This window comes from Pseudomonas sp. NFIX10 (assembly GCF_900111955.1).
Classification (GTDB): domain Bacteria; phylum Pseudomonadota; class Gammaproteobacteria; order Pseudomonadales; family Pseudomonadaceae; genus Aquipseudomonas; species Aquipseudomonas fluorescens_AA.
Window position 1 is genome coordinate 17,705 of record NZ_FOKH01000047.1, and the last position, 26,908, is coordinate 44,612.

The following is a 26,908-nucleotide window of genomic DNA, read 5'->3' on the forward strand; positions in this document are numbered from 1 at the left end:
CCTAGGGCAGAAGGCGAACTCCCGGCCATAATACACGCCAGATATACAGGAGCTTACTAGGTGGATATTTATATAGAAGGGCCGATTCGGGTGTCTATAATTGTGTCTGAGTTTGATGAGCGAGTTCCGTCCATGAGGTTTTCTGTGGAGGTGTTTGTTGAGAAGTTTGACTGCTCGGTTTTGATAAAAAAAACTTGCTGGGTGGAGTGCGCAATATTTGACTCATTCATTGAGTCGCTTAGACGGGGATGTGGGGCGCGTATTGAAGATATGGATAAAGAATTTTCTCTAGTTGTTGATGCTGGAAATGGTAAGTTGAGCTGGTCTTGCATTAAGAAGGATATTGCCGGTAATACAATAGCCGCTAATGGGGAAGAGGGTTTGTTGGAGGGTGCTAAGGAGCGGATTTTACAGGCGTTTGAAGGGTATCCGAGGTGGTGGTGATGGGGACTTTATAGGTGCAGAGAAAAGGTGACTGGAAAAGGGGACAGATTTATTTGATTTTTTTGTCCCGTCCTGAATAAGGTTTACACCTTCTGATCCGTTTTCAGGAGGGCGTAATGAAATCCGCGGGAAAAGGGGACAGATTTATTTTTCAACTCTCTGCTACGCTGAAAACTTCCACGGATGGAGGATCCTTATATGCCCGGAATGTTTTACCGGGGGGCGGCCGAGAGTTGAGTCGGGAAAATAAATCTGTCCCCTTTTTGCTTCGTATTCCAAGGACCAAACATGCTACCCAGAGCTATCACAACAGGACTTCTATTGGCATTGGCCGGTTGTACCAATATCACAGTCGAGCCAGTTGCCTCTCAATATAAAATCTCGCATCTCTGCATCGAAGAAAATCCGAAAGTGGTGACGGGTGATTTCGTGGATGGCCTGCAAACACTGCTGCGTCAGCACGGCATCGAAAGTCGGTTTTACGCCGCGCCTGTTCCAAGTAGTTGTGAGTATCGTCTTGCTTATACCGCCACTTATTCCTGGGATATTGCCCGGTACTTGTCCGATGCTAGCGTCCGGCTCTTCAAGGGCGATCAGCAGATAGGTTTTGGGCAATACCATTTGGCGGGCGAGGGTGGTTTAGATCCTTCCAAGATAGCCTCAGTCGAGCAGAAAATGACACCTGTTATTAATCAGTTATTAGAGAATAATAAATGAGTTCAACATTAAAAAGTATGCCGGTCCTATTGCTCATACTGATGTTGGTTGGCTGCGCTCACACCAGCTCCAGTCAACCATATTTTGAGCCGCCGCCATTACCACAGGGCAAGGCGCTGATTTACATGATGCGGACCCAGGTCCTTCTAGGCAGCTTTTATGACAGCGTGTTCAGTATCAACGACAGTGCGGTTGTAGGACTCAACAACAAAACCTATTCCTGGGTGCAGGTAAGCCCGGGCTTATATAAGATATCGGCCGGGCAGCATCCGCATCCCAACAACGTATTTCTGAACTTGCCGGTCGAACCGGGCAAAGAGTACTTCGTTGAATATACACAGGAGCATGCGGTCGAAATGGTCCGGGTACGGAACGCCGAGGAAGGGAAAGCTATGGTGAAGGGATACTCGTATATACCGGTCAAGTAGTCGCCCTCCCCAAGCTAAACGGGCGACCTTAAAACTCCGGCAAACAACCAATGAACCCCGCGACAGGAAAACCTGGGAAGGGTCAGGGCGACACACATGTTCCTCTTCCCCCCCGACACTTTACCGCCGGTTCGGCGTTGAACTTGAGGTTTGACATAGGTGACGTATGTACGCATTGCCCGATGATTTTGATTTTTTGCTATTGTCCGAGTGTTACTTGGAAATGGTTGGTTTTGGGGTGGCAATCACCAAATTGGAATTTGCACGTCCGCAAGTGGCCCCAGGTGTGCCTCCATATAAAGTCTCTTTCTGTATAGAAGGAGGGTTGACGTATGAGGTCGGGGGCACTTTAGGGCGGCGAGAGTTTTCTGATTCGTATACGAGTGCGCCTTTACTGGACTTTTTATTACAAGATGTCGCGTCGGTTAAAGAGTTTGAAGGCGCAGGGTTGAAGATAACATTCCATTCTGGCGACACGATCGTCGTTGAGGCTGATAGTGGTAGTGGGTATGAGGCCTATTCAATTTATTTGGATTCCGGTGATGTTGTAGTGGTTTAGTTTGCAAATAGATCTCCATTCTCCTGTTTTCATCGAGGTAGGATGAAGCGAAAAGGGGACAGATTTGAATGGCACTTACTTAACAGCTAACTAGCTGATACGACTGCGAAAAAATGGATTGTGGAAAAGGGGACAGATTTATTTGATTTTTTGCTACGCTGAAAGCTTCCATGGAGGAGGAATCAAATATGCCCAGGATGGGACGTATTGTTTTACCAAATTACCCGCATCACGTAGTGCAGCGAGGCCATAACCGGCAGGTGGTGTTTGCGGCGGCAGAGGATTATCAGCGCTATCTCTCTGATCTGCGCGAGCTAAAAGATGCGTTCGGGGTGAAGGTCTACGCCTATTGCTTGATGACGAATCATGTCCATTTGTTGCTAGCTCCTGGGGAGTCAGCCGCTGGATTGGGGCAATTAATGAAAGCACTGGCTGCCCGTGCGACGCGCTATCGCAATCGATTGGAAGGGCGCTCAGGCACCTTGTGGGAAAGTCGTTACAAATCCAGTGTGGTGCAGTCGGATTCATATTTGCTCGCTTGTAGTCGTTACATTGAATTGAATCCTGTGCGCGCTCGCATGGTCGCCAACGTCGCAGACTATGCATGGTCGAGCTATCGAAGCCGGGTAGATGATGAGTCTGGTGGGGGCTGGTTAGATGCTGATCCATGCTTCATGGCCTTGGGTGATACCTCGATGGAGCGGCGGCTTCGGTATGAAGAGTTTGTGCGCCAAGCTATTCCGACTGATCAGCTTCGATTAATCCGCGATGCTTTGCAGCGAGGTCAACTGACGGGTACAAGCCGTTTCGTAGACGAGGTCGAGCGGATTGTGGGTGTGCGGGTAGAGCAGCGAGGGCAGGGGCGGCCGAGGGCTGAGCCGCGAAAATAAATCTGTCCCCTTTTTTGCGTGTCCCCTTTTTTGTGGTCCCCTTTTTTGTGGAGTGCTGCGATGAGTCTTACTATTTTAGAGTTTGCACGATCGTTTGTAGCGGGAAGACTGACAGCCGAAATTTTCTCTGAAGCTTATATTGAACTTTGGAAAATTGAGCGAGACAGGAAAATTCTTCAACTCGATGAGCCCTCGTTAAGTGAGTGCCTATCAAGTATTTTTTGTGCTGCGGATATGTACGAATCAAACGAGTCAAGGGAAGAGTATGAACTTGACGACGAAATGCTTAGAGCTGAGGTTGCGAGTTTGGTGCAAAAAATAGTGTCTGATTAGCTGGTTCAATAGGCGCAGGGAATAAAGAAAGGAAATAAATTTTAATGGCACTTATTTAACCTTCTTAGGAGTAACGGGGGTAGACCACGTTATCTGGGGAATATGGAAAAAAAGGAGGCAGATTTATTTAGGTCTGGAAAATAAATCTGTCCCCTTTTCTCTTATAAACTCCGCAATGGCCTCGGAAGTACTGAGGTATTCTGCGGGGTCAAATTCTGTAAAAATCTCAGTCATTTTGTACTCTCCACACGTTTGAAACGGGCGACCCTAAGGTCGCCCGTTTTCATTACTCAGCAGCCTGCGCCCGCAACCGCCTCCCAATCACATCCATCACATCACACCCATCGCGCAACGCTATCGTCAGCATTTTGCAAAAGTCAGAAAGCACCACCGTATCGGAGCTGATATCCGAACGAAACGCGATGTTTTCCAGCAGTTGGGTCACGGTGCGAATGCGATAGTCGGCAGTTTCGAAGAGAACGTCGAGCGGGGCCTCAGTGTCGATGAGCAGGGTAGCGGGGGTACAATCAATGCCGGTGATGGGCATGTATCTGGTCATATTCAGAGCCTCGAAAATTAATGAGTCTCTCTGTGGATCGGGTCGCCAAACCCGGTCGCTTCTTGGGCGACAACGGACTATAGACCGCCCCGTTCCAGAGCCACAAGACGCCACTTTCCGAGCTTTGTGTAGGACCTTTGGCCCTGCATCAGTCGGCTTTTTGGACTGCCGCGGGTCAGGCAATGCAGGCGACTGCTACGCAGTCGAGCGGGAGCAAGCTCCCTCGCCACAGGGGCTGTGCTCGACTTGGGGTGGGGTCAGCCATGGCAGCAGCTGTGTGGCTTGGCCTCGTCGTATTTATCGTGGTGGCGCACCCAGTCCATGATTTCGTCTTCGTTGCGGCCCTTGGGCGTCAGGTCGAGGTAGTTGTAGGTGCCGACCAGGATGTCCAGGCCGCGGGCGTAGGTGGAGTAGGTGTGGAAGATGTCGCCGGCTTCGTTGCGATAAAAGACGCTCAGGCCGGGGAGTTCGCCTTCGGTGGTGTCGGTTTTTTCGTAGTTGTAGGTGGCTTTTCCACCGGCGGTGTCTTCGGCTTTGAAGCTGACGCCGAAGTCGTAGTTGAAGTCGCAGCCGTTGGACGAGACCCAGTCGAACGCCCAGCCCATGCGCCGTTTGAACGCCTGGAACTCGGCGAACGGGGCGCGGGAGATGGCGACCACGGCCACGTCATGGTGGGCCAGGTGTTGGTTGGCGCCGTCGATGTGGTCGGAGAGGAAGGAGCAGCCCTGGCAGCCTTCTGTCCAGCCGGGGCCGAACATGAAGTGGTAGACGATCAGTTGGCTGCGCCCGCCGAACAGGTCGCCCAGGCTCAGTTCGCCGTGGGGGCCTTGGAAGCGGTAGGGTTTGTCGATTCTGACCCAGGGCAGGGCGCGGCGTTCGGCGCTCAGTTTGTCCCGTTCGCGGGTGAAGGCTTTTTCGTGGGCCAGATGTTGGCGGCGGGCGGCGAGCCATTCTTCCCGCGAGACGACCGGATGATTTTCTACGTTCATGGTGATTTCTCCTGCATGGCAGAGCTGCTGAGTGGGCGCTTCAGCAACTGGTCGTTTGGCCTTCGATGTATTCGACAGGCCGTTGGTCGGCTCAAGGCAGAGACCACCCGGAAACCCGGCTGAACGGCAGCGCAGCACCTCGGTCACAACCTAGGTAGGCATCTCACTCTTCAGAGGATGGATCAGGATGACGACTTATAACTGGGACTTGATCGAAAAGTTGTTGCACGAAGTGCAGAACGGCGCCGGCCACAGCTTTACACCTCGGCCTTATGCGGAGCAGTACGCGGCAGAGAAAGCAGCTGCAGGCGAGGAGATCGAGAACCTCGATCATCTGAAAGCAGTCGCCGGTGAGTATGAAAAATTACTGCTGGAGCGTGGCTATATCGAGCCGCGGCCGGAGGACGAGGGCGGTAATGGCGAGAATTTCGTGCTGACGCCCCGTGGCTCGCGGTTGCTGAGCCTGATCGACAGCAGCATTCCGGGCAATGATCATCCGCGCCAGGTGTTGGATGAGCAGGAAGATGCGCTGGATGAGTTTACCTTTGATGATTTGGCGTCCAAGGCGCAGATTGCCTAGGAACCAGGCACAAACCTTGTGGGAGCGAGCTTGCTCGCGATAGCGATTGAACAGGCAACACATCTGTTGAATGTCAGACCGCTATCGCGAGCAAGCTCGCTCCCACATTTCCCACATTTCCCACATTTCCCACATTTCCACATTGGAGCTCCAACATTGGATCTTCAGTGGTTTTAAGATCGTGCTGCTTTCAGGCACTTCAAATCAGTGAAATCCTTCTTCACCCCGTCGATTTTCTTCAGCAGCCGTTCGCGCTGGGGCGGGGTGCTTTCGGCCATCAGGTCCACCAGCAGGCTGCGAGCCTGGGCTTCGGTTTTGCTGAAGGCCTCGCGGTAGGCGGGGGTCCAGAGGCTTTCGCGGTTGACCAGCAACTGCTCGATGCGTTTCGGGAAATCGGGACTGTGGCGTTGGGCCACGGCTTCGCTGAACTGGTTCTGCCAGTGGGCGCGGTTGGCGATCCATTGCTGGTTCTGATCGCCCAGGGCGGTGGACCAGGCCGTTACCCGCTGGCGCTGGGCGTCGTTGAGCGGGCCGAGCCAGTCGTCAAGGCGTTTGACCATGCGTTCGCTGCGTTCCTGGATCTGCTCCTGCAATGTCGGCTTGAGGTATTGCTGCTGGCGCTTGCGCTGGTCCTTGACGAAGGCGGCGTCCATGTCGGCGACTTGGTCGTCGCTCAGGCCTTGCAGCAATTCGATGGCCGAGGGGGTGATTGCACGGGCGGTTTCGGCGATAGCGGCCTTGGCTTCCCGGGTGCGCTGTTGCAGGGCTTGGTCGGTCACCTGATTGGTCTGCACCATGGTTTCCAAACGGTCTAGCCAATCGAGGTAGCCGGGCAACTGGGTGGTGCAGTGCCAGGTTAGGTGTTCCTTGAGGCGTTCGTTGAACCAGTCTTTCTGTTCGCCGTTGATCTCCAGGTAGTCGTTGAGGGTCCAGGGGATGATCAGGTCGAGGTTGCGGTAGGCCAGGCCTACGCGGCTGCAGGCGGTGAGCGTCAGCAGCAGGGCGATGAACAGGGCAGTGCGGGTCAACCAGCGCGACATGAGCGAGTCCTTGCAAAAGCGTAGTTGCTTTGTTGGAGCATGGCAGACACGCAGCAGTTCAGCCGATCGAATACGTAACGCTTAGTAAAAAGGATGGGCCATCTTGAGGGTCAGCAGGCTGTCGCATTCGCTGTTGTGGCCGGAATACGCCGAGCAACTGCTACCGCTGAGGCTTGAGTCGCTGTAGATCAGGTCCAGGTCGATGCCTTTCCAGGGCCGGGAAATTTTCAACGACCAGTCGCTGAAGCTGCCTACGTAACCGTTCTCGACCGAGACTGGTGTATTGAGCTGGTGGGTGGTGTATTTGGCGCTGATGCCAATGCCGAACGGCACGTTGCCGCCGAGGTCGGCGAACAGCGTGCTGTTCTGTTTGTCCGGATCGTTGCTCAGGGCAGCGCCGAAACGGCTGCCGAGCACGGTCAGGCCACCGTAGAACTCCTGGCTGTCGAGGGTATCGGCGGTGGGGTAGCTGTAGTGGATCAGGCCGACTTCGTAGCCCAGGGTCTGGTCGAAGGGGTGTTTAAAGCCCATGTAGGAATCGATTTCAAGGTCGGCCGAGGAGGTCAGGCCGGCGCTGGGTGACCACTGGCCGATGTACCAGCCGCTGTCGTGGCTCAGGTCCAACCCACCATGAAACGAACCGGTGCTCGATGGCGTGACGAGACCCTCGGCCATGCTGCGGCTGGGGGTGGTGCCCAGTTTGAGGTCGAAGTCGCCGAGTTCGCGTTGGAACACCTGCCCCTGGGCGAGGGAGCACGTCAACAGGCTGATCGCCAGCGCAACAATAGGAATACGCATGCTTCACTCCATGAAATAGCGAGGAGCAGGAACTAAGCTGAAACGCTTGAGCTAGAGAGGTGCAAGGATACCGGCGAATGATCGGCAGCGAAGGCCGTTCGTCGGTTCATGGGCGATGAATAGAGCGGGGGAGGGGTCCAGTCCAAGCGCTTCGAAGCTCAAAGCGCTTTGGGACCAGGTGACGCGTAGGTTACTTCTTGCCCAGGCTGATCTGCTTGGATGGGCCGAATGTCTGGCCGCTGACGCCTTTGGCAATTTGCTGGATCTCGCCGCCGGACTTGAGGAACGCCGCGATCTGGTCGTTGATCGACTCGCTGGTTTCAACGGCTGGAGCTGGCTTCGATTTGCTGTTGGATGCTTTTACGCGCATGACGGCCATTAACCTGTAGATAATTAATTGGGCCAGGCATCGTACAGGAAATACTTGACAATTGCTTGGCAAATATTCTTCTGAATTATCGCTGGCATGACGGAAATAATTGGCCGTTATCCGGCAATAATTGCCCTAAGCCTCTGTTTTAAATAACAACCGTGTGAAGAATATTGCGCCGAGAACGGATGACACGCACCGTCACCGGCCTGACGAATGGCTGTGCCTCGGACGAAAACCCAGGAAAATCAACGCTTGTGCCGGGCCTTCCAGGCAAACCTTGCTGGCGGCCACGAATCGCGCCGCAAAACCGGGTAGAATGCCGCCCACGCAATGAGGGTATTGGAAATGGCTTTAGTCGGGCGCTACAACAGTTTGCAAGTGGTTAAACACACTAACTTCGGTTTATATCTGGACGGCGGTGCGGACGGCGAAATCCTGCTGCCCAATCGATATATTCCCAAGGATATTCCCAGTGAAGATGAAGACTGGCTCAATGTTTTCATTTATCTGGACAGCGACGATAAATTGATCGCCACCACCGAAAAACCCAAGGTTCAGGTCGGTGAGTTCGCCAGCCTGAAAGTGGTTGAGGTCAACAGCATCGGCGTGTTCCTGGACTGGGGCCTGCCCAAGGACCTGTTGCTGCCGTATTCCGAAGAAAAGCGCCAGATGACCGCTGGCGAATACTGCGTGGTGCACGTCTACCTCGACAAGCACACCCGCCGCATCACCGCCACGGCACGCCTGGATCGTTATCTGGACAAGACCCCGGCCAACTACACGCCGGGCCAGGAAGTGGATTTGCTGGTCGCCGAAGCCACCGACATGGGGTTCAAGGCGATCATCAATAACAAGCACTGGGGCCTGATCCACAAGAATGAAATCTTCAAGTTCATGCGCGCCGGCATGCAGGAAAAAGGCTTCATCAAGGAGATTCGCCCGGACGGCAAGATCAGCCTGAGCCTGCAGCCGGTGGGCCAGGAAGCCGCCACCAGCCTGAACGCCAAGATCCTCGCCAAGTTGCGAGAGAACAACGGCACCCTGGCGGTCAGCGACAAGAGCGACCCGGCGCTGATCAGCAGCCTGTTTGGCGTGAGCAAGGGCAATTTCAAGAAGGCCATTGGGGCGCTGTACAAGAATGGGCAGATTGTCATTCATGCCGATCGTATTGAATTGAGCTAACTGCGCACAATCCCCTGTGGCGAGGGAGCTTGCTCCCGCTGGGCTGCGAAGCAGCCCCAAACCAGGTGCACTCAATCCAAGCTGACACACCGAGGTGGCATGTTCGAAGGGGCCGCTTCGCGCCCCAGCGGGAGCAAGCTCCCTCGCCACAGATTGATCTTCGCTGTATACAAATTCCTGCACCTTTAGCATGCACCCGCGCCCTGTTCGTGGGCGTATGCCTGTTCCTGCGCGGCCTTCCTCTGCGCCACACACCCCGGTTTGTCTCACATCCTGCGCGTATGGCACGCATTCTGCGTGGCAACGCGTATACAAACCATGCCGGCTCCCGTGCGCAGTATGGTGAGCAGGTCGATACGGGGGCACGGCGGTACTCAAAGGAGCCCCGCAATGTCCGAGCAATTGCCCAACGGCTACAGCCCCCGCCTCTATAACGAGGACCTGGGCCCGCTGCCGCAGAAATGGAATTGGTACAACATCTTCGCGTTCTGGATGAGTGACGTGCACAGCGTGGGCGGTTATGTCTTCGCCGCCAGTCTGTTCGCCTTGGGCCTGGCGAGTTGGCAAGTGCTTATCGCCTTGCTCGGCGGGATCTGCATCGTGCAGCTGATCGCCAACCTGGTCGCCAAGCCGAGCCAACAGGCGGCGGTGCCGTACCCGGTGATCTGTCGGCTGGCGTTCGGGGTATTCGGGGCGAATATTCCTGCGGTCATTCGCGGTTTGATCGCCGTGGCCTGGTACGGCATTCAGACGTACCTGGCCTCCAGCGCGCTGATCATCGTGGTGCTGCGGTTTTTTCCTTCGATGGAAGTTTACGCGACGCCGCATTTTGCCGGTTTGTCCTACCTCGGTTGGTTCGGCTTCCTCAGCCTGTGGTTCGTCCAGGCGCTGGTGTTCTGGACCGGCATGGAATCGATCCGTCGGTTCATCGACTGGGCCGGGCCGGTGGTGTATGCCGTGATGTTCCTGTTGGCCGGCTGGATCGTGTGGAAGGCCGGTTGGAGCAACATCAGCTTCACCCTGGCGGAAAAGTCCCTGTCCGGCTGGCAGGCGTTCGGCCAAGTGATCGTGGCGACGGCCCTGGTGGTGTCGTACTTTTCCGGCCCGACCCTGAATTTCGGCGATTTCAGCCGTTACTGCCGGAGCATGTCTGACGTGCGCCGGGGTAATTTCTGGGGGCTGCCGGTGAATTTCCTGGCGTTTTCCCTGGTCACCGTGGTGATTGTTTCCGGGACCTTGCCGGTGTTCGGTGAAATGCTCCACGATCCGATTGCCACCGTGGCGCGCATCGACAACGACGTGGCGGTCTTGCTGGGGGCCTTTGCCTTCGTGACCGCCACCATCGGCATCAACATTGTCGCCAACTTCGTCTCGCCGGCCTTCGACTTCGCCAACGTCGCCCCCAGCAAGATCAGTTGGCGCGCTGGCGGCATGATCGCGGCGGTGGCCTCGATTTTCATCACGCCGTGGAACCTGTTCAACAACCCCGAAGTGATCCACTACACCCTGGATGTGCTGGCGGCGTTCATCGGCCCGCTGTTCGGGATCCTGCTGGTGGATTACTACCTGATCAAGAAGCAGCAGATCGACGTCGATGCGTTGTTCAATGACGGGCCGAGCGGGCGCTACTACTACAGCGGCGGCATCAACTGGACGGCGGTCAAGGCGTTGATTCCGGCGACGCTGATGGGGGTGGCGATCACCTTCACCCCCGTGCTGCAACCGATGGCCAACTTTGCCTGGTTTACCGGTTGCTTCCTGGGCGGGGTGTTGTATTTCGCCTTGGCGCGACGCGAGCCGGCCACGCAGTCGAGCAAGGCGTTCAGCCCGGCCGGCCAGGCCTGATCAACGCAGGGCGGTCTGGGCGCAAGGGCTCGCCGCGCCTCGGCTGGCGGGCCGCAGCAACAGGCCACCGGCCAGCACCAGGCCGCTGCCGGCAATGATCAGCGCCGGTTGCAGACCGCCGCTGAAATGGCTGCTCAGCGCCGCCAGCAGGGGGCCGCTGAGTTGGCCCACGGCAAAGCAGGCGGTCAACAGGCCAGCGTTGCGCTGGGTGGCGTGGGGCGCCAGTTCCCGGGAGCGCAGCATCACCAACTGCATGCAGGCCAGGAACGGTGTGCCACACAGGATCACCCCCAGCGCCAGCCCCGGCCCGCTGCCCAGCAGGCAGGCAAATACCCCGGCGGCTTGCAGCCAGAGCGTACCGATCAGCCAGCGGCCGGTGGTGTTCGGGTTCGGCCGTCGCCGGCTGACCAGCAACACGCCGCTGGCGGCGGCCAGGCCGAAGCAGGGCCAGAACAGATCGGCCAGCCATTGGCCGTGGAACTGCGCCGAGGCCATTTGCGACAGGAACGTGGCCGGAATGATGTAGCCCACGCCGTACAGGGCGTACACCACGCCCAGTCGAGCGATGCCCGCGTTCGGCGAAGGGGCGGTCGGCCCAGGGACAGGTGTTGCGGCTGCCGGCTGCGGCAGGATCGGCAAGATCACCAGCAACATCGCCAAAGCCACGCCGGCATACACCAGCCACAGGGTGGCGGAGGTCTGGCCCAGCAGGTTCGAGCCGAGGGCGAGCAGGCCGGTCAGGAAAATCCCCAGGCCCGGCCCGGCAAACACCAGGGCACCGAGCCGTGGCCGTCCCACCGCCGCGGCCAAGGGTTGGCTCAGGGCGGTGATCATCACCATCACCCAGGCGCTCGCCACGCCGGTGCCGAAGCGCAACGCCAGGTGCGGCCAGAAGCCCCAGGCCCAGAACGACGCCAGGGTCAACAGCACGCACAGCCACAGGCCGCCGAGCAACCGCCGCCGCACCTGTTCCGGACGGCGGGCGAACATCGCATCGAGCGCACCGATGAAGTACCCCAGGTAGTTGGCGGCGGCAATCAGACCGGCGGCGGTCAAGTCGACCTGACCTTCGCCGATCAAGTGAGGTAACTGGGGCGTCAAGGCGAAGCGGCCAATGCCCATGGCCATCATCAGCGCGATGAAGCTGCCGAGCAGGCGAATAAGAGGTGACATGGTCGTTCTCCGGTGTCGGGGCGAATGACCGTCAGGCTAGGACTGATTGACTTTCATTAAAAATGAATAATAGTGAGTAACTTGTTCTTTTTTGGAGAAGGTCATGGAGTTCAGCCAACTGCGGATTTTCCAGGCCGTGGCCGAGGAAGGTTCCATCACCCGGGCCGCCGAGCGCCTGCACCGGGTGCCGTCGAACCTGTCGACCCGGCTCAAGCAGCTTGAAGAGCAACTGGGTGTGGACCTTTTCCTGCGGGAGCGTCAGCGTTTGCAGTTGTCGCCCGCAGGTAAAGTGTTGCTGGACTATGCGGCCAAGCTGTTCGCCTTGCACGACGAGGCTCATGCCGCCGTGCAGGGCGGCCAGCCGGCCGGGGATTTCCTGCTGGGCACGATGTACAGCACGGCGGCGACGCATTTGCCGGACCTGCTGGCGGCTTATCACCGGGCGTACCCGGCGGTAAACCTGCAAGTGCAGTCGGGGCCCAGTGGCGAGCTGCTTGAAGGCCTGCTCACCAACCGGCTCGACGCGGCACTGGTGGACGGCCCGCTGGAGCTGGCGGGGCTGGATGGCGTGCCGTTGTGCGACGAGCGGTTGGTGCTGATTACCGAGGCCGATCACCCGCCGGTACGCAGTGCCCTGGATGTGCAGGGCCGTGCGGTGTTCACGTTCCGGCGTGGTTGCTCGTACCGGATGCGATTAGAGGCCTGGTTTGCCCATGATCACGCGACCATGGGCCGGGCGATGGAAATCGAGTCTTACCAGGGGATGCTGGCGTGTGTGATCGCCGGGTCCGGGGTGGCGTTGATGTCCGAGTCGATGCTGGCCAGCCTGCCGGGCCGCGAGCGGGTCACGGTGCATTCGCTGGCCGAGCCGTTCGCCAGCGCCACCACCTGGCTGATGTGGCGCAAAGGCATGGTCGGAGCCAACCTGAACGCCTGGATCGAGTTGCAACAACAGGCCTGGCCGCGGGGGCCAATGCTCACGGCGCAATCGGCTTGAACTCCGGGAGGTGGATTTGGATCAATTCAGTAACAGATCATTGCAAACTGAGACGAGCATTGCGTAGAACATCGGACTATTATCAGTGCGAAGGGGCCACAGAAATCTGCCGCTCGCACCACCCTGAGGGGGCACCACGATGAAAGAGAAAATCCAGAACTGGCTTCACGACTTGGGTGTCGCGCTTGGCCTGATCGAACCGCCGATGCAACCGGTACCGATCCGCACCGATGACGAGCAACGCCGCCGCCAACCGCGTCGCCGGTAAATACATCGCCGAATTTGGAGAGATCGCAGTTCCGGACCATTTCAATTGAGATGGCCCGGAACTGCGATCTTTTTATTTCTGAAGACAGAACCTGTGGGAGCGAGCTTGCTCGCGATAGCGGTGGACCGGCATGCATTCCTGTTGAATGTACTGCCGTCATCGCGAGCAAGCTCGCTCCCACAGGGATCTCGTTGTCAGGCGTTGGCGGTCAAACCGCCTCGGCCACCACCTTCGGCCGTGGCGACAGCACGCTCACCAGCACAAAACTCACCAGCGCCACGCTCAGGCTGTAGTAGATCGGCGTGTTGGCGTCCAGGCCGTCCTTGAGCATGAAGAACAGCGCGGTCAAGAAGCCCAGCGACATGCTGGTGATGGCGCCGGCGGTGGTGGCGCGTTTCCAGTAGATGGCGCCGATCAACGGGATCAGCATGCCACCCACCAGCAGGTTGTAGGCCAGGGTCAGGGCGCTGATCACATCGCTGACCACCAGGGCGATCACCAGGACCACCGCGCCCATCAGCAGGGTCGCGATGCGGTTCTCGTGGACGTCGCCACTGCCGCTCTCACGGCCCTGGCGCAGACGGGGCAGCAAGTCCTGGACCACCGTGGTGGACGCGGCGAGCAGGCCCGCCGCGGCGGTGGACATCAAGGCCGCCAGGGCCGCGGCGATCACCAGGCCGCGAATGCCGTTGGGGAGGCTGGTCTGTACCACGCTGGCGAAGGCGTTGTTGACGTTCTCCAGGTCCGGCAGCAACACCTTGGCCGCCATGCCGATCAACGCCCCGGCCAGGCCATACAGCACGCAGTACAGGCCGGCGGCGGTGCCGGCCACTTTGGCCACGCCTTCGCTGCGGGCGGTGAACACGCGCTGCCAGATGTCCTGGCCGATGAAGATGCCGAAGAAGTAGATCAGGAAGTAGGTGAGGATGGTGTCCCAGCCAATCGCGGTGAAGTCGAAGTAGCTGGCCGGCAGTTTAGCCACCATGGCATCCCAGCCGCCCGCGTCACTGATGGACATCGGCATCAGCAGGAACACCAGGCCGACGGTCATGATCAAGAATTGCACGATGTCGGTGAGGGTCAGCGACCACATGCCGCCGATGGTGGAATACAGCACCACCACGCCGCCGCCCACCAGGATCGACACCCAGAACGGCAGGCCGAACAACACCTGCATCACGGTGCCGATGGCGATGGTCGAGGTGGCACCGATCATCAGTGCGTAAACCAGCATGATCAGCGCACTGGCCTGGCGCGCCGCCGGGTTGTAGCGGCGTTCCAGCACTTGGGTCACGGTGTAGATCTTGAGCTTGAGCAACGGCTTGGCGAGGAACAGGCTCAGGCCGACGATGCCCAGGCCGATGGCGCCGCACAGCCAGAACCCGGAAATGCCGTAGACGTAGCCCAGGCGCACGGTGCCGATGGTGGACGCACCGCCCAGGACGGTGGCGGCCATGGTGCCCAGGTAGAAGCCCGGGCCGAGGTTGCGCCCGGCCACCAGGTAGTCGTCACGGGTTTTGGCGCGGCGCATGCCGTACCAGCCGAGGGCGATCATGCCGGCGGCGTAGATGAGAACGACGATTAAGTCCAAAGCCATGGTGGCGTGTCTCCGATTGTCTTTTTTATAAGAAGGTCGGGATGATGTCGGGTGACGCTTTTGTGGCGAGGGAGCTTGCTCCCGCTGGAGTGCGGAGCACTCCCAAAATAGCGATTGCTTCGCAACCGAGCGGGAGCAAGCTCCCTCGCCACAAAAGCTCCCAGCCTCAGGTGTTGCATTTAAAGCCAGGTGAGGCATTCACCTTGGGTCAGGCGGTCTGCCCGAGCTGCGGTTTATCGATGGACGCCGAATCGTTCCTACGCGGATCATCCGGCCCATACACCGCCGCCGGCTCAGGGAACACCCCAAGCAGCACCAGGTACACCACCGAGGCCAGGCCCAGGGTTACCGGCAGGCTGATGTCGATCCCGCCGGCCAATTCCCCCAGCGGCCCGACGAACTGCCCCGGCAGGTTGACGAAGCACAACCCCACCAGCGCACTGGGGATCCACGCCCCCAGGCCACGCCAGTTCCAGCCGTGGCTGAACCAGTAGCGCCCGCCGGTTTCACCGCGGGTGAACACTTGCAGGTCATCCGGGCAGTAGAAGCCGCGGCGCACCAGCAGGCCGATGATCATGATCACCATCCACGGTGTGGTGCAGGTGATGATCAGTACGGCGAATGTGGATACGCTCTGCACCAGGTTCGCCGCGAAGCGCCCGATGAAGATGAAGGCAATCGACAGCACGCCGATCAGCAGCGTGGCCTTGACCCGCGACAGCACCCGCGGGAACACGCTGGACATGTCCAGCCCGGTGCCATACAGCGAGGTGGTGCCGGTGGACATGCCGCCGATCACCGCGATCAGGCACACCGGTAGGAAGAACCACCCCGGCGAAACCGCCAGCAACCCGCCTACGTAGTTGTTGGCCGCGATGTAGTCCGGCGCCTTGATCGCCACGATGGTGGCGGTGGCGAGGCCGAACAGGAATGGGATCAATGTCGCCAGTTGTGCCGCGATCACGGCCAGCATGATGCGGCGCTTGGGCGTGTTGCGGGGGATGTAGCGCGACCAGTCGCCCAGGAACGCTCCGAAGGAGATCGGGTTGCTCATGGCTACCAGCGCCGCGCCGATGAAGGCAGCATAGAAGCCCGGCTGGCCGAGGCTGACCGTGCCGGCGAACTGGCTGTCGAAGGTCGGTGCGAAGGCGAAAATGCCCAGCAGGAACAGCAGGCTGGCGGCCCACACGGCAATGCGGTTGACCCACAGCATGAAGCGGAAGCCGTAGATGCACACCGTCAACACCAACAGGGCGAACAGGCCGTAGGCCAGGCCCAGGCTCAGGTCGGTTTCCGGCACGCCGACCAGCCGCTTGGCGCCGCCGATCAACGCATCGCCCGAGCTCCACACCGACAGCGAGAAAAACGCGATGGCGGTCAGCAACGAGAGGAACGAGCCGACGATGCGCCCGTGCACGCCGAAGTGCGCACCGGAAGACACCGCGTTGTTGGTGCCGTTGAGCGGGCCGAACAGGCCCATCGGCGCGAGAATGATCGAACCCACCAACACGCCCAGCACAATCGCCCAGACCCCGGCCTGGAACGACAAGCCGAACAGCACCGGGAAACTGCCGAGCACGGCGGTGGCGAAGGTATTGGCGCCGCCGAAAATCAGGCGAAACAGGTCGCCCGGGCCAGCAGTGCGTTCGTGGTCCGGGATCTGTTCGACCCCGTTGGTTTCAATGTGCGTAAGGCTTTTATCGTTATTGTTATGCATGATCTGCTCCGATCATCGAGGCGCGTTCATCGAATGTGAATGTCGCCTGTTGCTAAGGGGATGGCAGCCCTTCCGGTATTGCGGACAAATGTTCGTGACAGGCCAGCCACAGGCCTTGTTGTTCTTGGCGAAACACAATGGTTTCGCGCTCCTGGCTACGGTGAAGCTCCCCTTGCATGCGCAGCTCGGTGGCCACGTCATGGATGAAGATCGCCACGTCCCCTTGCCGGCTGACGAAGGCGTTGCTCGAGGTGCAGTTCAGCACCTCGAAGCCATCCTCGGACCGCCAGCGATCCCACAATGCCTGGTAGGCATTGCGTGACAGCAGGGGCTGTTCAAGGGTGTGGAACACGAAACTCGCATCGGCCGTGAACGCACCGAAGTAGGCGTCGCGGTCATTGCGGGCGAAGGCCGACACCAGCTCGGCGGCGGCCTTGAGGATTTGATCTCGATCGTTCATGGCCGCACCTTCAGCGGTGCACCACGCCGGGCAGTACGCAGAGCATCTCGTACAGCAGGTTGGCGCCCAGCAGCGAGGTGTTGCCGGTGGTGTCGTATGGCGGTGAGACTTCTACCAGATCGCAACCGACCAGGTCGAGGCCCTGGCAGCCCCGGACGATTTCGATCGCCTGGATGGTGGTCAGGCCGCCAATTTCCGGGGTGCCGGTGCCGGGCGCCCAGGCCGGGTCGATGCCGTCGATGTCGAAGCTCAGGTACACCGGGCCGCCGCCGACTTTCTCGCGCACTTCGGCCATCAACGGCGCCAAAGATTTGTGCCAGCACTCTTCGGCCTGGACCACGCGAAAGCCCTGGTTGCGGCTCCAGTTGAAATCATCGGCGGTGTAGCCCTGGGCTCGCAGGCCGATCTGCACCACGCGGTCGCAATCGAGCAGGCCTTCCTCCACGGCGCGGCGGAAGGTGGTGCCATGGGCGATTTTCTCGCCGAACATGTGGTCGTTCACATCGGCGTGGGCGTCGATGTGCACCAGGCCGACCTTGCCGTGTTTCTTGTGGATCGCCCGCAGGATCGGCAGGGTGATGGTGTGATCGCCCCCCAGGGTCAGGGGGATGACGTTGTGTTCGAGGATCTTGTGGTACGACTCTTCGATGATCCGCACCGCGTCCAGCAGGTTGAAGGTGTTGATCGCCACGTCGCCGATGTCCGCCACCGACAGTGAGTCGAACGGTGCGGCGCCGGTGGCCATGTTGTAGGGGCGGATCATGACGGATTCGGCGCGGATCTCGCGAGGGCCGAAACGGGTGCCGGCGCGCAGGGAGGTGCCGATGTCCAGCGGCACGCCGACGAAGGCCGCGTCCAGGCCGGCAGCGGTTTGCAAATGGGGGAGTCGCATCATGGTGGCGATGCCGCCGAAGCGCGGCATTTCGTTGCCGCCCAGTGGTTGGTGAAGAGTCTTGTCCACGGGTAGGGCCTCATCGCGGTTTTATTTATCAGGGGCCGATTCTGCGAAAAGCCGTTGCCGTGAAGAATCGCTGGGGGCAAATACTTAGTTCAGATTTTTCTAAACTAATGGCGAGCGGGGGCGATAGACTTCGCGGCAACACGGTCCCCCTGTTTGGATGGGTGTGGTTCTGTGGCGAGGGGATTTATCCCCGCTGGGGCGCGAAGCGGCCCTAAAACCTGAAAGCTCGGTGTGTCAGGAAAATGGTATTGGGGCTGCTTCGCAGCCCAGCGGGGATAAATCCCCTCGCCACAAATGTGCATTGACTCGATTGTATGGAGACCCCCAATGGCCAACGCTCTACCCGACCTGAAACTGCTGCGTATTTTCGTCAGCGTGGTCCGGCACCAGGGGTTCGCCAATGCCCAGCACGAGCTCAACCTGTCCACGTCGGCCATCAGCACCTACATGAGCCAGCTGGAATCCGCCTTGGGCCTGGTGCTGTGTCATCGCGGCCGGGGCGGGTTCAGCCTGACCAGCAAGGGCGAGCTGTTCCATCAGGAAACCCTGCGCCTGTTGGGCGAGCTCGAAGGGTTCGAGCAGTACGCCGCCGCACTCAAGGGGGAGCTGCGCGGTACGTTGAACCTGGGGGTGATCGACTCCACCGTCAGCGACAAGGCCTTGCCGTTCGCCGAAGCCATCGGCGCCTACAGCCAGGAACATCCAGCGGTGCATTTGCATCTGTCGGTCATGAGCCCTTACGAGCTGCAACTCGGCGTGCAGGACAACCGCCTGGACCTGGCCATCGGTGCGTTTTCCACGCGCATGAGCGGGCTGGTCTACATGCCGCTGTACCGTGAGCAGCACTGGTTGTATTGCAGCAACCGTCACCCGTTGTTCAACGAGCGGCGCATTCCCGAGCAGGTCATCACCCAGCAACGCATGGTCGGGCGCGGTTACTGGAGCCAGGCCGAACTGGCCCGCCACGGCTTCAAGCACAGCGCGGCGACGGTGGAGAGCATGGAGGCGCAGTTGATCCTGGTGCTGTCCGGTGCCTACGTCGGCTACCTGCCCGAGCACTACGCCCAGGCCTGGGTCGACAAGGGCGACTTGCGCGTGCTGCTGCCAGCGACCTTCGGCTATCAGGCGCCGTTTTCGATGATCGTGCGCCGCGGTCGCAGCCGCGAGCCGCTGATCCAGACGTTTCGTGATTTGCTCAAAGCTCAACTGAATCAGGCCTGACCATGTCCAGAATCCAGTGCCCGCGTTGCCACAGGCCACAAAGCCATTGCCTGTGCCCGCTGATCCCCAGCCTCGACAGCCGCACCCGCATCTTGCTGTTGCAGCATCCCAGCGAAGTGAACCATGCCTTGAACACCGCCCGCCTGGCGGCGTTGGGGCTCAATAATGCCGAGTTGATCGTGGGTGAGGTGTTCGAGGATCTGCCCCGGTTGCTCGATCAACCGGGTTATCAGGCGCGGTTGTTGTTTCCCGGCGACGAGGCGCTACCGTTGCAGGCCCGCGCACCGTCCGATGAGCCGATCTTGCTGGTCGTCCCGGATGGCACCTGGCGCAAGGCACGCAAGCTGTTGCACCTCAACCCGCTGCTGGCGGCGCTGCCGAGGGTGACCCTGGCCGAAGGCGCTGTGTCCCGTTACCGCTTGCGCAAGGCGCCCGGGCCGGGGGCGTTGTCGACGGTGGAGGCGATTGTCCAGGCGTTGCAGGTGCTGGAAGCGCCGGTGAGTTTCGAGGCGTTGTTGAGGCCGTTCGAGGCCTTGATCGAGGGGCAGATTGTGGCGATGGGGGAGGAGACGTTTCGTCGTAATCATGCTGAAAAATAGGTGGTGTGGCTGCCGGCCTCATCGCGAGCAAGCTCGTTCCCACAGTGGATTTTTGTGCGTCGGAGACCCCCTGTGGGAGCGAGCTTGCTCGCGATGGCGGCCTATTGATCAGAGAAGACTCCAGTCAGGAACTACCGCTCGCGCATCGCCTCGGTCCGTGCCTTCAATACCGGCTTGAGCAAGTAATCCAGGACACTTTTCTCCCCGGTGATGATGTCCACCGTCGCCACCATTCCCGGAATGATCAGCAACGGCTTGGCATCCCCGCCCAAGTGGTTTTTGTCGGTGCGCACCTGGATCAGGTAGAAGCTGTTGCCCTTGTCATCGGTGATGGTGTCGGCGCCGATCAGTTCGAGCCTGGCGCTCAGCCCGCCATAGATCGTGTAGTCATAGGCGCTGAACTTGACCATGGCTTTCTGGCCCGGGTGCAGGAACGCCACGTCCTGGGGGCGGACCTTGGCTTCGATCAGCAGGTTGTCTTCCAGGGGCACGATTTCCACCATGTCGTTACCCGGCTGCACCACGCCGCCGATGGTGTTGACCTTCAGTTGCTTGATCACCCCATGTACCGGCGAGACCACCGTCGTGCGGGTCACGCGGTCGTCGATGGCGATGCTCGAGGCGGTGATTTTCGACAGTTCGGTGCGTTTCTCGTTGAGGTCCTTGGCTGCCTCGGAGCGGAAGGTCTGTTCCGATTCGTCGATCTTGCTCTTGATCTCGTTGATCGCCGATTCGGCTCGGGGAATCGCCAGGGTGGTGGCGTTGAGCGAACCGCGGATTTCCACCGCGCTGCGCTTGAGTCGCAGGATCTCCACCGGCGACACCGCCCCGGTGCGCACCAGCGGCGCGGACATGTTCATTTCTTCCTGCAACAAGGCCAGGGCGGAGCTGAACTGGCCTTGCTTGGAGCGAAACTCCGCCAGCTCCTGGGTCTTCTGCCGCAGCTGTTCGGTCAGGGTCCGTTGTTCGCTGGCCAGGCGCCGCTGGCGTTGTTCGTACAGCGAGCGCTCGTCCTCGGCCACTTGCGGGGCCTTGGCGATCACCTCCGCAGAAAGCTTGAAGGGCCGGCCCTCGGCCTCGGCCGACAAGCGTTCGACCTGGGCGGTCAAGGCATAGCGGTCGGCTTCGCTCTCGCCCTTGTTCGATTGATATCGCGTGTCGTCCAGGCGCAGCAGGGTGTCGCCCTTGTTCACCATCTGCCCTTCGCGCACGAATATCTCGGTGACGATGCCGCCCTCCAGGTTCTGGATCACCTGGATCTTGCTCGACGGAATCGCCTTGCCTTCGCCGGTGGTGACTTCCTGCAAGACCGCCAACTTCGCCCAGACCAGCCCGGTGACGATCAACCCGGCGGCCAGCCACACGGTCACCCGCGAGCGCCGCGGCGAATCCTGCAGCGTGGCGCCGGCGGTTTCCGGCATGAACTCGCTTTCGGCGCTTTTGCTGAAACTGCCGAAGTAGCTTCGGGCGGCTGAATCCGGTGTTTGAGCAGACATGGGCGGTACCCGTCAGTTGAGTGAAATGGAGCCGGTCGCTGCTTTTTAGAAAAGAGCGGGGTGCTGCTTTTGTGGCGAGGGAGCTTGCTCCCGCTCGGCGGCGAAGCCGTCGTAAAGCCTGTCGATGCGGTCCGTCTGACACAATCGAGTGAATGGCTTTGGGGCTGCTTCGCAGCCCAGCGGGAGCAAGCTCCCTCGCCACAGGTGTGGTGTCGGTTGTTAAACCGCCGCAGAGCCTACCCGTCCCTTGCGCAAGGCATCGATGACCGCCTCCTTCGGCCCGTCCGCCACGATCCGGCCGTTATCCAGCACCACCAACCGGTCCACCAGGCTCAGCATCGAGGTGCGGTGAGTGACCAGCAGCACCGTCTTGCCCTGTACATGGGGGTGAAGCTTCTGCCGCAGGACGTCTTCGCTGCTGTTGTCCATGGCGCTGGTGGGTTCGTCCAGCAGCAGGATCGGCGGGTCGAGCAACAAGGCCCGGGCCAGCAGCACGGCTTGGCGTTGGCCGCCGGACAGCAATTGCCCGCGCTCGCCCACGGGGCGGTCGAAACCTTGGGGATGCTGGCGCGCCAGTTCGGTGACTCCGGTCAGTTCCGCCACTTCCAGCATGCGCGCATCACTGATGTAGCGGGCGCCCAGGGTGAGATTGTCCCGCAGGCTTCCGGCCAGCAGCGGAAGGTCATGGGCGACGTAGCCGATCTGTTGGCGCAGGTCGGCGACGTCCAGTTGCCGCAGATCCAGGCCGTCCAGCAGCAACTGGCCTTCCTCCGGGGCATAGAAACCCATCACCAGGCGCGCCAGAGTGCTCTTGCCCGAGCCACTACGGCCGATGATCCCGACCCGTTCGCCGGGCTTGAGGCTGAAACTGACATTGGTCAGCGCCGGGGCGCTCTGGCCGTTGTAGTGGAACGTGACGCCGCTGACGTCCAGAGCACCCTGCAATTGGGTACGGTCCAGGGGCCGCTGCTTGGCGTCTCGCTCCTGGGGCAACGCCATCAGGGCATCGGTGCTGCGCATGGTGAGCTGGGCTTGCTGGTAGCGGGTGATCAGCCCGGCGATCTGCCCGAGCGGGGCGAGCACCCGGCTGCCGAGCATGTAGGTCGCCACCAGCGCGCCGACGCTGAGGTTGCCGGCAATGATGCTGTAGACCCCGGCGACGATGGTCGCCATGCCCGCCAGTTGTTGCAGGAACAAGGTGCCATTGGTCGCCAGTGCCGAGAGGTTGCGCGCATGGCTGTCCAGGCGGGTGAGGGCGCCGTGGGTGCTTTCCCATTGATGCTGGCGCTCGCTTTCGGCGCTGCAGGCCTTGAGGGTTTCCAGGCCGCCGAGGGTTTCGATCAGCAGGGCCTGGCGCTGGGCGCCGAGGGCCAGGCTTTTTTGCACGGTGTCGCGCAGGCGCACCTGGATGATCATGGCGAAGACGATGGTGATCGGAAACGCGATCACGGGAATCACCACCAGCCAGCCGCCCAGCAGGCCGATCACGACGAGCATCAGCAGGGCGAAGGGCAGGTCGATCAGGCTGGTGAGCGTCACAGCCGTGAGGAATTCGCGCAGGCCCTGGAAGTCGTGGATGCTCTGGGCGAAGCCGCCGATGGTCACCGGCTTGGCCTTCATCGCCATGCCGGTGATGCGTTCGAACAGGGTGGCGGACAGAATCACGTCGGTTTTCTTGCCGGCGGTGTCCAGCAGATGGGCGCGCACCACCCGCAGCACCAGTTCGAAGCCGGTGCCGATCAACAGCCCCACGGCCAGCACCCACAAGGTGGACGTGGCCTGGTTCGGCACCACGCGGTCGTAGGTCTGCATGACGAACAGCGGCACCATCAGCCCCAGCAGGTTGATCAGGAAGCTCGCCAGGATCGCGTCGCTGTACAGCCAGCGCGACAGTTTCAAGGTGTCGCGAAACCACGCCTCGACCCGCGGCACCAGGGGGGCGCGCAGGTCTTCGAGTTCATGGCGCGGCCGGGCGAATAGCGCCTGGCCGCTGTAATCGGTGGTCAGTTCCTCGCGGCTGACCCACTGCTCGCCACCATCGGCTTCGCTGGGCAGGATCAGCGCCTTGCCATCCTCGCCCCAGCGCCGCAATACCGCGCAACGGCCCCCCGCCAGGATCAGCATCACCGGCAGGTTCAGGGGGGAGATGTCCGTCAGCTCACGACGCAACAACCGCGCCTGCAAGCTCGCCCGGGCCGCTGCGCGGGGCAGCAGGTCCAGGCTCAAGCGTTGGTGCGCCATAGGGAGCCCGGCGCTGAGGCTGGCGCGGCTGACCGTCGCGCCATGGAGTTTGCAGAGGATCAACAGGCCGTCCAGCAAGGGATCATCGAAGTTCAGGCGCGGATCGGCGCCGAGGGTTGTGGGTTCCATGCTGGTCACAGTGTTCGCTCCCGTTTTTTTTGGAGGGGGCTACTTCAGTTCCGGCAGCCGTGCCTGATTCTTGACTTCGGTCTGCGCGACCGCATCGGCCGGCAGCACGATCCGTTGTTTGTGCAACAGCAGGCCCATGTTCGCCAGTACCCGGTACATCGAGTACTCCTCGGTGTAACGCACTTCGGTGTAGCGACGGTTGGCGTTGTACAGCTCGTTTTCGCTGTCGAGCAGGTCAAGCAGGGTGCGCTGGCCGAGACCGAACTGGTCCTGGTACGCGGCGCGCACACGGGCGGTGGTGTCGGCGTATTCGCGGGCGGTGGGGGTCTGTTTGCGGGCGTTGAGCATCGCGTTCCAGGCCAGGCGCGTGTCTTCGTTGAGCTGGCGCAGGGCGTTGTTGCGGATGTCCATGGCTTGGTTGATCTGGTGGGCGTTGGACGCCAGCCGCGCCTTGTCGCTGCCACCGCGGAACAGGTTGTAGTTCATCACCACACCCACACGCCAGTTGTTGTCGTGGCCTTCTTCGCCGCCAAGGTTGTTGTTGGCGCCCACCGCTGCCTCGGCATCGAAGCGCGGGTAGAACGGCGACTTCGCCACTTCATATTGGCTCTCGGCCGACTGTATGTCGGCCTGGGCCGATTTCAGGTACGGGTTGTTGTCCACCATGCTTTGCTGGGCTTCGCGCAGGTCGGCGGGGATTTCGCCTTTGGTCGAGGGCGGCGCCTCCAGCTCATCGGGCATGCGCCCGACCACGCTGTAGAAGTTCGCCTCGGCGTCCGCCAGGTCCACCTGGGCGGTGTCGTAGTTGTTTTCCGCCAGGGCCCGACGGGCATTGGACTGGTCGGAGTCGGCCGTACTGCCCACCCCACGCTGGGTGCGCAGGCCGATCTGGTCGTTGACCCGCAGGTGCGCCTGCAGGTTGTTCTTGGCCAGGGTCACCAGCTCGCGACGCTTGAGCACTTCCAGGTAGACCTCGATGGTACGCAGCGCCAGATCCTGGGCGGTGCCCTGGGCGTAATAGGCCCGGGAATTGACCACGCCCTGGGTGCGTTGCACTTCATTGGCGGTGTTGAACCCGTCGAAGATCATCTGCCGCAGGCGCAGTTCCGATTGGGTGTAGGTCAGGATATTGGTGTGGTGGTTGCCCAAGGCGCGGGTGTTGGTGTTGTCGCTGTAGCCACGGCCGTAACCGGCATTCAGATCCACCGATGGGAAAAAGCCCCCTCTGGCGACCTTGACGTCTTCATTGGCCGACAGACGGCTGTCCACCCGTTGTGCCAGTTCCGGGTGAGTCGCGATGGTGCTCTGGATCGCCTCGGTCAATGACATGGCCTGCGCCTGAGAAGAGCAGGCCATGGCCAGCAAAACCGCGCTGCAGAGGGGGGTTAGAACGCGCATGGGGTGCATCTCCTGAGGTCCGTAGTGCTTCGCTTGTCGCCAAAATATTGACGTGTTTAAGATCAAAACCGTTTCAACCTTGTAACAACACAGCTAAGAACATCCTGAGCAAAACCTAAGAAGAATTTCTCATAAGTCTTATTCCGAAAAAAACTTATGAACTTGAAAAAAACCAGCACATTGTTCAGAGCGAAAGCCTTTTAATCTGCGGGCTCTGACGGCTTTTAGGCGTCAATAAAAGTTCCAGGCAGATTTTTACGCAATGTGAAGAAGTACCGAAAGGGCGATGTGAGAAGCGGTTTTTTGTGACGGTTTTTTGTCGTTTAGGCGAATTGCCAGCACTTCTGCTTCCGCGAAAGCTGGCAGATTTTCCAGCTTTTTGGGTCGCCAAACCTGAGGACGAATTCTTCACCCAGACAGGTGCCGATTGCGGTCGGCAACGGAGGAAATGCACATGGCAGCGCTCATCGGTATCGTCAGCAAAGTGGTCGGGCAAGTGTTCGCAGAAGCGGCTGGTGGCCTGCGGCGGCCTTTGGTCGAAGGCGATCGGCTCTATGCCGGCGAACACCTGGTCACCGGTGCCGAAGGGGCCGTGGCTGTGCATCTGCAGAACGGCCAGTCGTTGACCCTGGGCCGCGAAAGCAACCTGACCCTGACCCCGCAGCTGCTGGCCAACCATGCGCCTCATGTCGACACGCCCGACACGACGACGCCGAGCGACGCGCAACTGACCGATGTGCAAAAGCTGCAGCAAGCCATCGCCGCCGGCGCCGACCCGACCCAGACCGGCGAAGCCACGGCCGCCGGGCCTGAAGGTGGCAACCCGGGCGGTGTAGGCGGTGGGCACAGTTTTGTGCTGTTGGAAGAAGTGGGCGGGGAGGTCGATCCGTTGATCGGTTTCCCGACGGCCGGGTTCAACGGGATTCCCGAATTTCCCCAGCTACGCTTGGCCGGTGACCCGGATAACACCGGCGACAATGCCGCCGTGCCGCCGGTAACCCCTGAGACGCCGGACAACCCCGTGACCCTCGACGGGGTCAATGTCCAGGGCGGCGAACTGACCACCAACGAGGCCAATCTGGCCGATGGTTCGGCCAGCAATCCGGGGGCGCTGGTGCAAAATGGCACCTTCACGGTTTCCGCGCCTGACGGGCTGAGCAGCCTGAGCATCGGCGGTATCAACGTGATCAGCGGCGGCGTGCCCGCAGGCTTTCCTCAGACCATCACGTCGGCGCTGGGCAACACGTTGACCATCACGGGCTATGACCCGACCACGGGGGTGGTCAGTTACACCTACACCCTGACGGACAATGAAACCCATCCTGCCGGCGGCGGTGCCAACACCATTACCGAGCAGTTCCCCGTGGTGGCCATCGACACCGACGGCGACACGGCCACCGGCACCCTGGACGTCAACATCACCGATGACGTGCCGCAGGCGATCGACGACAGCCACGCGAACACGGCGTCGGAAACCCTGGTCACCCTTACTGGCAACGTATTGCCCAACGACCACCAGGGCGCCGACCGGATCCCCACCGGCCCCGACAGCGGGCCGATCATTGGCGGGACGTTCACCGGTACCTACGGCACCCTGGTGCTCAACCCCAACGGCACGTACACCTACACCCTGAACACCAGCGACCCGCAATTCATCGCGTTGCATGGCGGGGGCAGCGGTACCGAGACGTTCACCTACACACTGACCGACGCCGATGGCGACACCAGCACCGCAAACCTGGTGCTGCAAGTGCACAACAACGACGACCCGGTGATCATCACCGGCCTCGACACCGAAGGTGGTGAGCTGACGGTCCAGGAAAAAAACCTCAGCGACGGCAGCAGCCCGGACGCACCGGCCCTGACTCAAAACGGCACATTCACCGTGACCGCGCTGGACGGTGTGCAGACCCT

27 protein-coding genes are annotated in these 26,908 nt (G+C 60.3%); 14 read left to right on the forward strand and 13 right to left on the reverse strand.

The genetic code is table 11. The features are described 5' to 3' along the window. Positions 1 to 60 precede the first annotated feature (60 nt). From BM321_RS28335 to BM321_RS28360, 6 genes are all read left to right on the forward strand, one after another. Positions 61 to 444: a hypothetical protein gene (locus tag BM321_RS28335; protein WP_092446285.1), complete on the forward strand. Its 384-nt coding sequence runs from the start codon at positions 61 to 63 to the stop codon at positions 442 to 444. Between the two features lie 288 nt (positions 445 to 732). Next, complete coding sequence (locus BM321_RS28340) at positions 733 to 1,161, forward strand: Sbal_3080 family lipoprotein (RefSeq protein ID WP_092446287.1); 429 nt, start codon at positions 733 to 735, stop codon at positions 1,159 to 1,161. Then, positions 1,158 to 1,589: a DUF2846 domain-containing protein gene (locus tag BM321_RS28345; protein ID WP_092446288.1), complete on the forward strand. Its 432-nt coding sequence runs from the start codon at positions 1,158 to 1,160 to the stop codon at positions 1,587 to 1,589. The genes BM321_RS28340 and BM321_RS28345 overlap by 4 nt, the downstream gene beginning before the upstream one ends. A 166-nt stretch (positions 1,590 to 1,755) precedes the next feature. Then, on the forward strand, positions 1,756 to 2,148 hold the full coding sequence (locus BM321_RS28350) for a hypothetical protein (RefSeq protein WP_092446290.1): 393 nt from the start codon (positions 1,756 to 1,758) through the stop codon (positions 2,146 to 2,148). Between the two features lie 188 nt (positions 2,149 to 2,336). Further along, the gene (locus BM321_RS28355; protein WP_092446292.1) at positions 2,337 to 3,038 is read left to right on the forward strand and encodes a transposase; all 702 of its coding nucleotides are present in this window, start codon (positions 2,337 to 2,339) and stop codon (positions 3,036 to 3,038) included. A 60-nt stretch (positions 3,039 to 3,098) separates the two neighbouring features. Continuing rightward, a complete protein-coding gene (locus BM321_RS28360; RefSeq protein ID WP_092446294.1) occupies positions 3,099 to 3,371 on the forward strand; it encodes a colicin immunity domain-containing protein in 273 nt (90 codons plus the stop codon). 286 nt (positions 3,372 to 3,657) lie between these two features. Here BM321_RS28360 and BM321_RS28365 read toward each other — a convergent pair whose 3' ends face one another. Together BM321_RS28365 and BM321_RS28370 are read right to left on the reverse strand one after the other, a co-directional pair. Continuing rightward, the gene (locus BM321_RS28365; protein ID WP_003184161.1) at positions 3,658 to 3,930 is read right to left on the reverse strand and encodes a hypothetical protein; all 273 of its coding nucleotides are present in this window, start codon (positions 3,928 to 3,930) and stop codon (positions 3,658 to 3,660) included. A 257-nt stretch (positions 3,931 to 4,187) separates the two neighbouring features. Then, the gene (locus BM321_RS28370; RefSeq protein ID WP_092446296.1) at positions 4,188 to 4,919 is read right to left on the reverse strand and encodes a DUF899 domain-containing protein; all 732 of its coding nucleotides are present in this window, start codon (positions 4,917 to 4,919) and stop codon (positions 4,188 to 4,190) included. 187 nt (positions 4,920 to 5,106) lie between these two features. Between BM321_RS28370 and BM321_RS28375 the strand changes: the two genes are divergently transcribed. Continuing rightward, positions 5,107 to 5,499, forward strand: coding sequence for a transcriptional regulator (locus BM321_RS28375; protein WP_092446298.1), 393 nt, complete (start codon positions 5,107 to 5,109; stop codon positions 5,497 to 5,499). Positions 5,500 to 5,672: 173 nt separating this feature from the next. On the opposite strand, the gene BM321_RS28380 is transcribed toward BM321_RS28375, so the two are convergent. The 3 genes from BM321_RS28380 to BM321_RS28390 form a co-directional block, all read right to left on the reverse strand. Continuing rightward, entirely contained in the window at positions 5,673 to 6,539 is an 867-nt protein-coding gene (locus tag BM321_RS28380; protein ID WP_092446300.1) for a DUF6279 family lipoprotein, read from the reverse strand. An 81-nt stretch (positions 6,540 to 6,620) separates the two neighbouring features. Then, positions 6,621 to 7,337 (reverse strand): TorF family putative porin, encoded by a 717-nt coding sequence (locus BM321_RS28385; protein WP_092446302.1) that lies wholly within the window; start codon positions 7,335 to 7,337, stop codon positions 6,621 to 6,623. A gap of 190 nt (positions 7,338 to 7,527) precedes the next feature. Next, entirely contained in the window at positions 7,528 to 7,716 is a 189-nt protein-coding gene (locus tag BM321_RS28390) for a hypothetical protein (protein WP_025212437.1), read from the reverse strand. A gap of 339 nt (positions 7,717 to 8,055) precedes the next feature. Here BM321_RS28390 and BM321_RS28395 point away from each other — a divergent pair, with 339 nt between their 5' ends. Both BM321_RS28395 and BM321_RS28400 read left to right on the forward strand, forming a co-directional pair. Next, positions 8,056 to 8,892 carry a CvfB family protein gene (locus BM321_RS28395; protein WP_060738695.1) on the forward strand — a complete coding sequence of 279 codons (837 nt, stop codon included), beginning with the start codon at positions 8,056 to 8,058 and terminating at the stop codon, positions 8,890 to 8,892. Positions 8,893 to 9,282: 390 nt separating this feature from the next. Next, positions 9,283 to 10,737: an NCS1 family nucleobase:cation symporter-1 gene (locus BM321_RS28400; protein WP_060738694.1), complete on the forward strand. Its 1,455-nt coding sequence runs from the start codon at positions 9,283 to 9,285 to the stop codon at positions 10,735 to 10,737. On the opposite strand, the gene BM321_RS28405 is transcribed toward BM321_RS28400, so the two are convergent. Continuing rightward, complete coding sequence (locus tag BM321_RS28405; protein ID WP_092334057.1) at positions 10,738 to 11,910, reverse strand: MFS transporter; 1,173 nt, start codon at positions 11,908 to 11,910, stop codon at positions 10,738 to 10,740. Between the two features lie 103 nt (positions 11,911 to 12,013). Between BM321_RS28405 and BM321_RS28410 the strand changes: the two genes are divergently transcribed. Continuing rightward, positions 12,014 to 12,907 (forward strand): putrescine utilization regulator PtrR, encoded by an 894-nt coding sequence (locus BM321_RS28410; protein WP_092254892.1) that lies wholly within the window; start codon positions 12,014 to 12,016, stop codon positions 12,905 to 12,907. A 139-nt stretch (positions 12,908 to 13,046) separates the two neighbouring features. Next, a complete protein-coding gene (locus tag BM321_RS31125) occupies positions 13,047 to 13,175 on the forward strand; it encodes a PA1414 family protein (protein WP_003198971.1) in 129 nt (42 codons plus the stop codon). 208 nt (positions 13,176 to 13,383) lie between these two features. Here the strand turns inward: BM321_RS31125 and BM321_RS28420 are convergent, their stop codons facing one another. The 4 genes from BM321_RS28420 to speB form a co-directional block, all read right to left on the reverse strand. Then, positions 13,384 to 14,772 carry a sodium:solute symporter family protein gene (locus BM321_RS28420; RefSeq protein WP_092334053.1) on the reverse strand — a complete coding sequence of 463 codons (1,389 nt, stop codon included), beginning with the start codon at positions 14,770 to 14,772 and terminating at the stop codon, positions 13,384 to 13,386. A gap of 208 nt (positions 14,773 to 14,980) precedes the next feature. Further along, positions 14,981 to 16,492 (reverse strand): purine-cytosine permease family protein, encoded by a 1,512-nt coding sequence (locus tag BM321_RS28425; RefSeq protein ID WP_175534935.1) that lies wholly within the window; start codon positions 16,490 to 16,492, stop codon positions 14,981 to 14,983. A 49-nt stretch (positions 16,493 to 16,541) separates the two neighbouring features. Then, a complete protein-coding gene (locus tag BM321_RS28430; protein WP_092334049.1) occupies positions 16,542 to 16,949 on the reverse strand; it encodes a YybH family protein in 408 nt (135 codons plus the stop codon). A 10-nt stretch (positions 16,950 to 16,959) separates the two neighbouring features. Then, positions 16,960 to 17,910 (reverse strand): agmatinase, encoded by a 951-nt coding sequence (gene speB / locus BM321_RS28435; RefSeq protein WP_072412353.1) that lies wholly within the window; start codon positions 17,908 to 17,910, stop codon positions 16,960 to 16,962. 327 nt (positions 17,911 to 18,237) lie between these two features. On the opposite strand from speB, the gene BM321_RS28440 reads away from it, so the two are divergent. Both BM321_RS28440 and BM321_RS28445 read left to right on the forward strand, forming a co-directional pair. Further along, complete coding sequence (locus BM321_RS28440; protein WP_003184133.1) at positions 18,238 to 19,131, forward strand: LysR family transcriptional regulator; 894 nt, start codon at positions 18,238 to 18,240, stop codon at positions 19,129 to 19,131. Between the two features lie 2 nt (positions 19,132 to 19,133). Next, positions 19,134 to 19,730 carry a tRNA-uridine aminocarboxypropyltransferase gene (locus tag BM321_RS28445; RefSeq protein ID WP_092446308.1) on the forward strand — a complete coding sequence of 199 codons (597 nt, stop codon included), beginning with the start codon at positions 19,134 to 19,136 and terminating at the stop codon, positions 19,728 to 19,730. A gap of 131 nt (positions 19,731 to 19,861) precedes the next feature. Here BM321_RS28445 and BM321_RS28450 read toward each other — a convergent pair whose 3' ends face one another. The 3 genes from BM321_RS28450 to BM321_RS28460 all read right to left on the reverse strand — a co-directional run bounded on the left by BM321_RS28450 (position 19,862) and on the right by BM321_RS28460 (position 24,994). After that, the gene (locus BM321_RS28450; RefSeq protein ID WP_092446310.1) at positions 19,862 to 21,226 is read right to left on the reverse strand and encodes an HlyD family type I secretion periplasmic adaptor subunit; all 1,365 of its coding nucleotides are present in this window, start codon (positions 21,224 to 21,226) and stop codon (positions 19,862 to 19,864) included. 219 nt (positions 21,227 to 21,445) lie between these two features. Next, positions 21,446 to 23,605, reverse strand: a complete 2,160-nt coding sequence (locus BM321_RS28455; RefSeq protein WP_092446312.1) for a type I secretion system permease/ATPase — start codon at positions 23,603 to 23,605, stop codon at positions 21,446 to 21,448. 30 nt (positions 23,606 to 23,635) lie between these two features. Next, entirely contained in the window at positions 23,636 to 24,994 is a 1,359-nt protein-coding gene (locus BM321_RS28460) for a TolC family outer membrane protein (protein WP_092446314.1), read from the reverse strand. A gap of 454 nt (positions 24,995 to 25,448) precedes the next feature. Here BM321_RS28460 and BM321_RS28465 point away from each other — a divergent pair. Beyond that, the coding region (locus BM321_RS28465; protein WP_139230505.1) for a retention module-containing protein at positions 25,449 to 26,908 on the forward strand (1,460 nt) is incomplete at its 3' end.

Coding starts and splice junctions, on each gene's coding strand:
- BM321_RS28460 (WP_092446314.1), bottom strand. CDS start 24,994: ATGCGCGTTCTAACCCCCCTCTGCAGCGCGGTTTTGCTGGCCATGGCC.
- BM321_RS28395 (WP_060738695.1), top strand. CDS start 8,056: ATGGCTTTAGTCGGGCGCTACAACAGTTTGCAAGTGGTTAAACACACT.
- BM321_RS28380 (WP_092446300.1), bottom strand. CDS start 6,539: ATGTCGCGCTGGTTGACCCGCACTGCCCTGTTCATCGCCCTGCTGCTG.
- BM321_RS28360 (WP_092446294.1), top strand. CDS start 3,099: ATGAGTCTTACTATTTTAGAGTTTGCACGATCGTTTGTAGCGGGAAGA.
- BM321_RS28410 (WP_092254892.1), top strand. CDS start 12,014: ATGGAGTTCAGCCAACTGCGGATTTTCCAGGCCGTGGCCGAGGAAGGT.
- BM321_RS28370 (WP_092446296.1), bottom strand. CDS start 4,919: ATGAACGTAGAAAATCATCCGGTCGTCTCGCGGGAAGAATGGCTCGCC.
- BM321_RS28350 (WP_092446290.1), top strand. CDS start 1,756: ATGTACGCATTGCCCGATGATTTTGATTTTTTGCTATTGTCCGAGTGT.
- BM321_RS28430 (WP_092334049.1), bottom strand. CDS start 16,949: ATGAACGATCGAGATCAAATCCTCAAGGCCGCCGCCGAGCTGGTGTCG.
- BM321_RS28450 (WP_092446310.1), bottom strand. CDS start 21,226: ATGTCTGCTCAAACACCGGATTCAGCCGCCCGAAGCTACTTCGGCAGT.
- BM321_RS28355 (WP_092446292.1), top strand. CDS start 2,337: ATGCCCAGGATGGGACGTATTGTTTTACCAAATTACCCGCATCACGTA.
- BM321_RS31125 (WP_003198971.1), top strand. CDS start 13,047: ATGAAAGAGAAAATCCAGAACTGGCTTCACGACTTGGGTGTCGCGCTT.
- BM321_RS28445 (WP_092446308.1), top strand. CDS start 19,134: ATGTCCAGAATCCAGTGCCCGCGTTGCCACAGGCCACAAAGCCATTGC.
- BM321_RS28385 (WP_092446302.1), bottom strand. CDS start 7,337: ATGCGTATTCCTATTGTTGCGCTGGCGATCAGCCTGTTGACGTGCTCC.
- BM321_RS28400 (WP_060738694.1), top strand. CDS start 9,283: ATGTCCGAGCAATTGCCCAACGGCTACAGCCCCCGCCTCTATAACGAG.
- BM321_RS28345 (WP_092446288.1), top strand. CDS start 1,158: ATGAGTTCAACATTAAAAAGTATGCCGGTCCTATTGCTCATACTGATG.
- BM321_RS28365 (WP_003184161.1), bottom strand. CDS start 3,930: ATGACCAGATACATGCCCATCACCGGCATTGATTGTACCCCCGCTACC.
- BM321_RS28420 (WP_092334053.1), bottom strand. CDS start 14,772: ATGGCTTTGGACTTAATCGTCGTTCTCATCTACGCCGCCGGCATGATC.
- BM321_RS28405 (WP_092334057.1), bottom strand. CDS start 11,910: ATGTCACCTCTTATTCGCCTGCTCGGCAGCTTCATCGCGCTGATGATG.
- BM321_RS28440 (WP_003184133.1), top strand. CDS start 18,238: ATGGCCAACGCTCTACCCGACCTGAAACTGCTGCGTATTTTCGTCAGC.
- BM321_RS28375 (WP_092446298.1), top strand. CDS start 5,107: ATGACGACTTATAACTGGGACTTGATCGAAAAGTTGTTGCACGAAGTG.
- BM321_RS28390 (WP_025212437.1), bottom strand. CDS start 7,716: ATGGCCGTCATGCGCGTAAAAGCATCCAACAGCAAATCGAAGCCAGCT.
- BM321_RS28340 (WP_092446287.1), top strand. CDS start 733: ATGCTACCCAGAGCTATCACAACAGGACTTCTATTGGCATTGGCCGGT.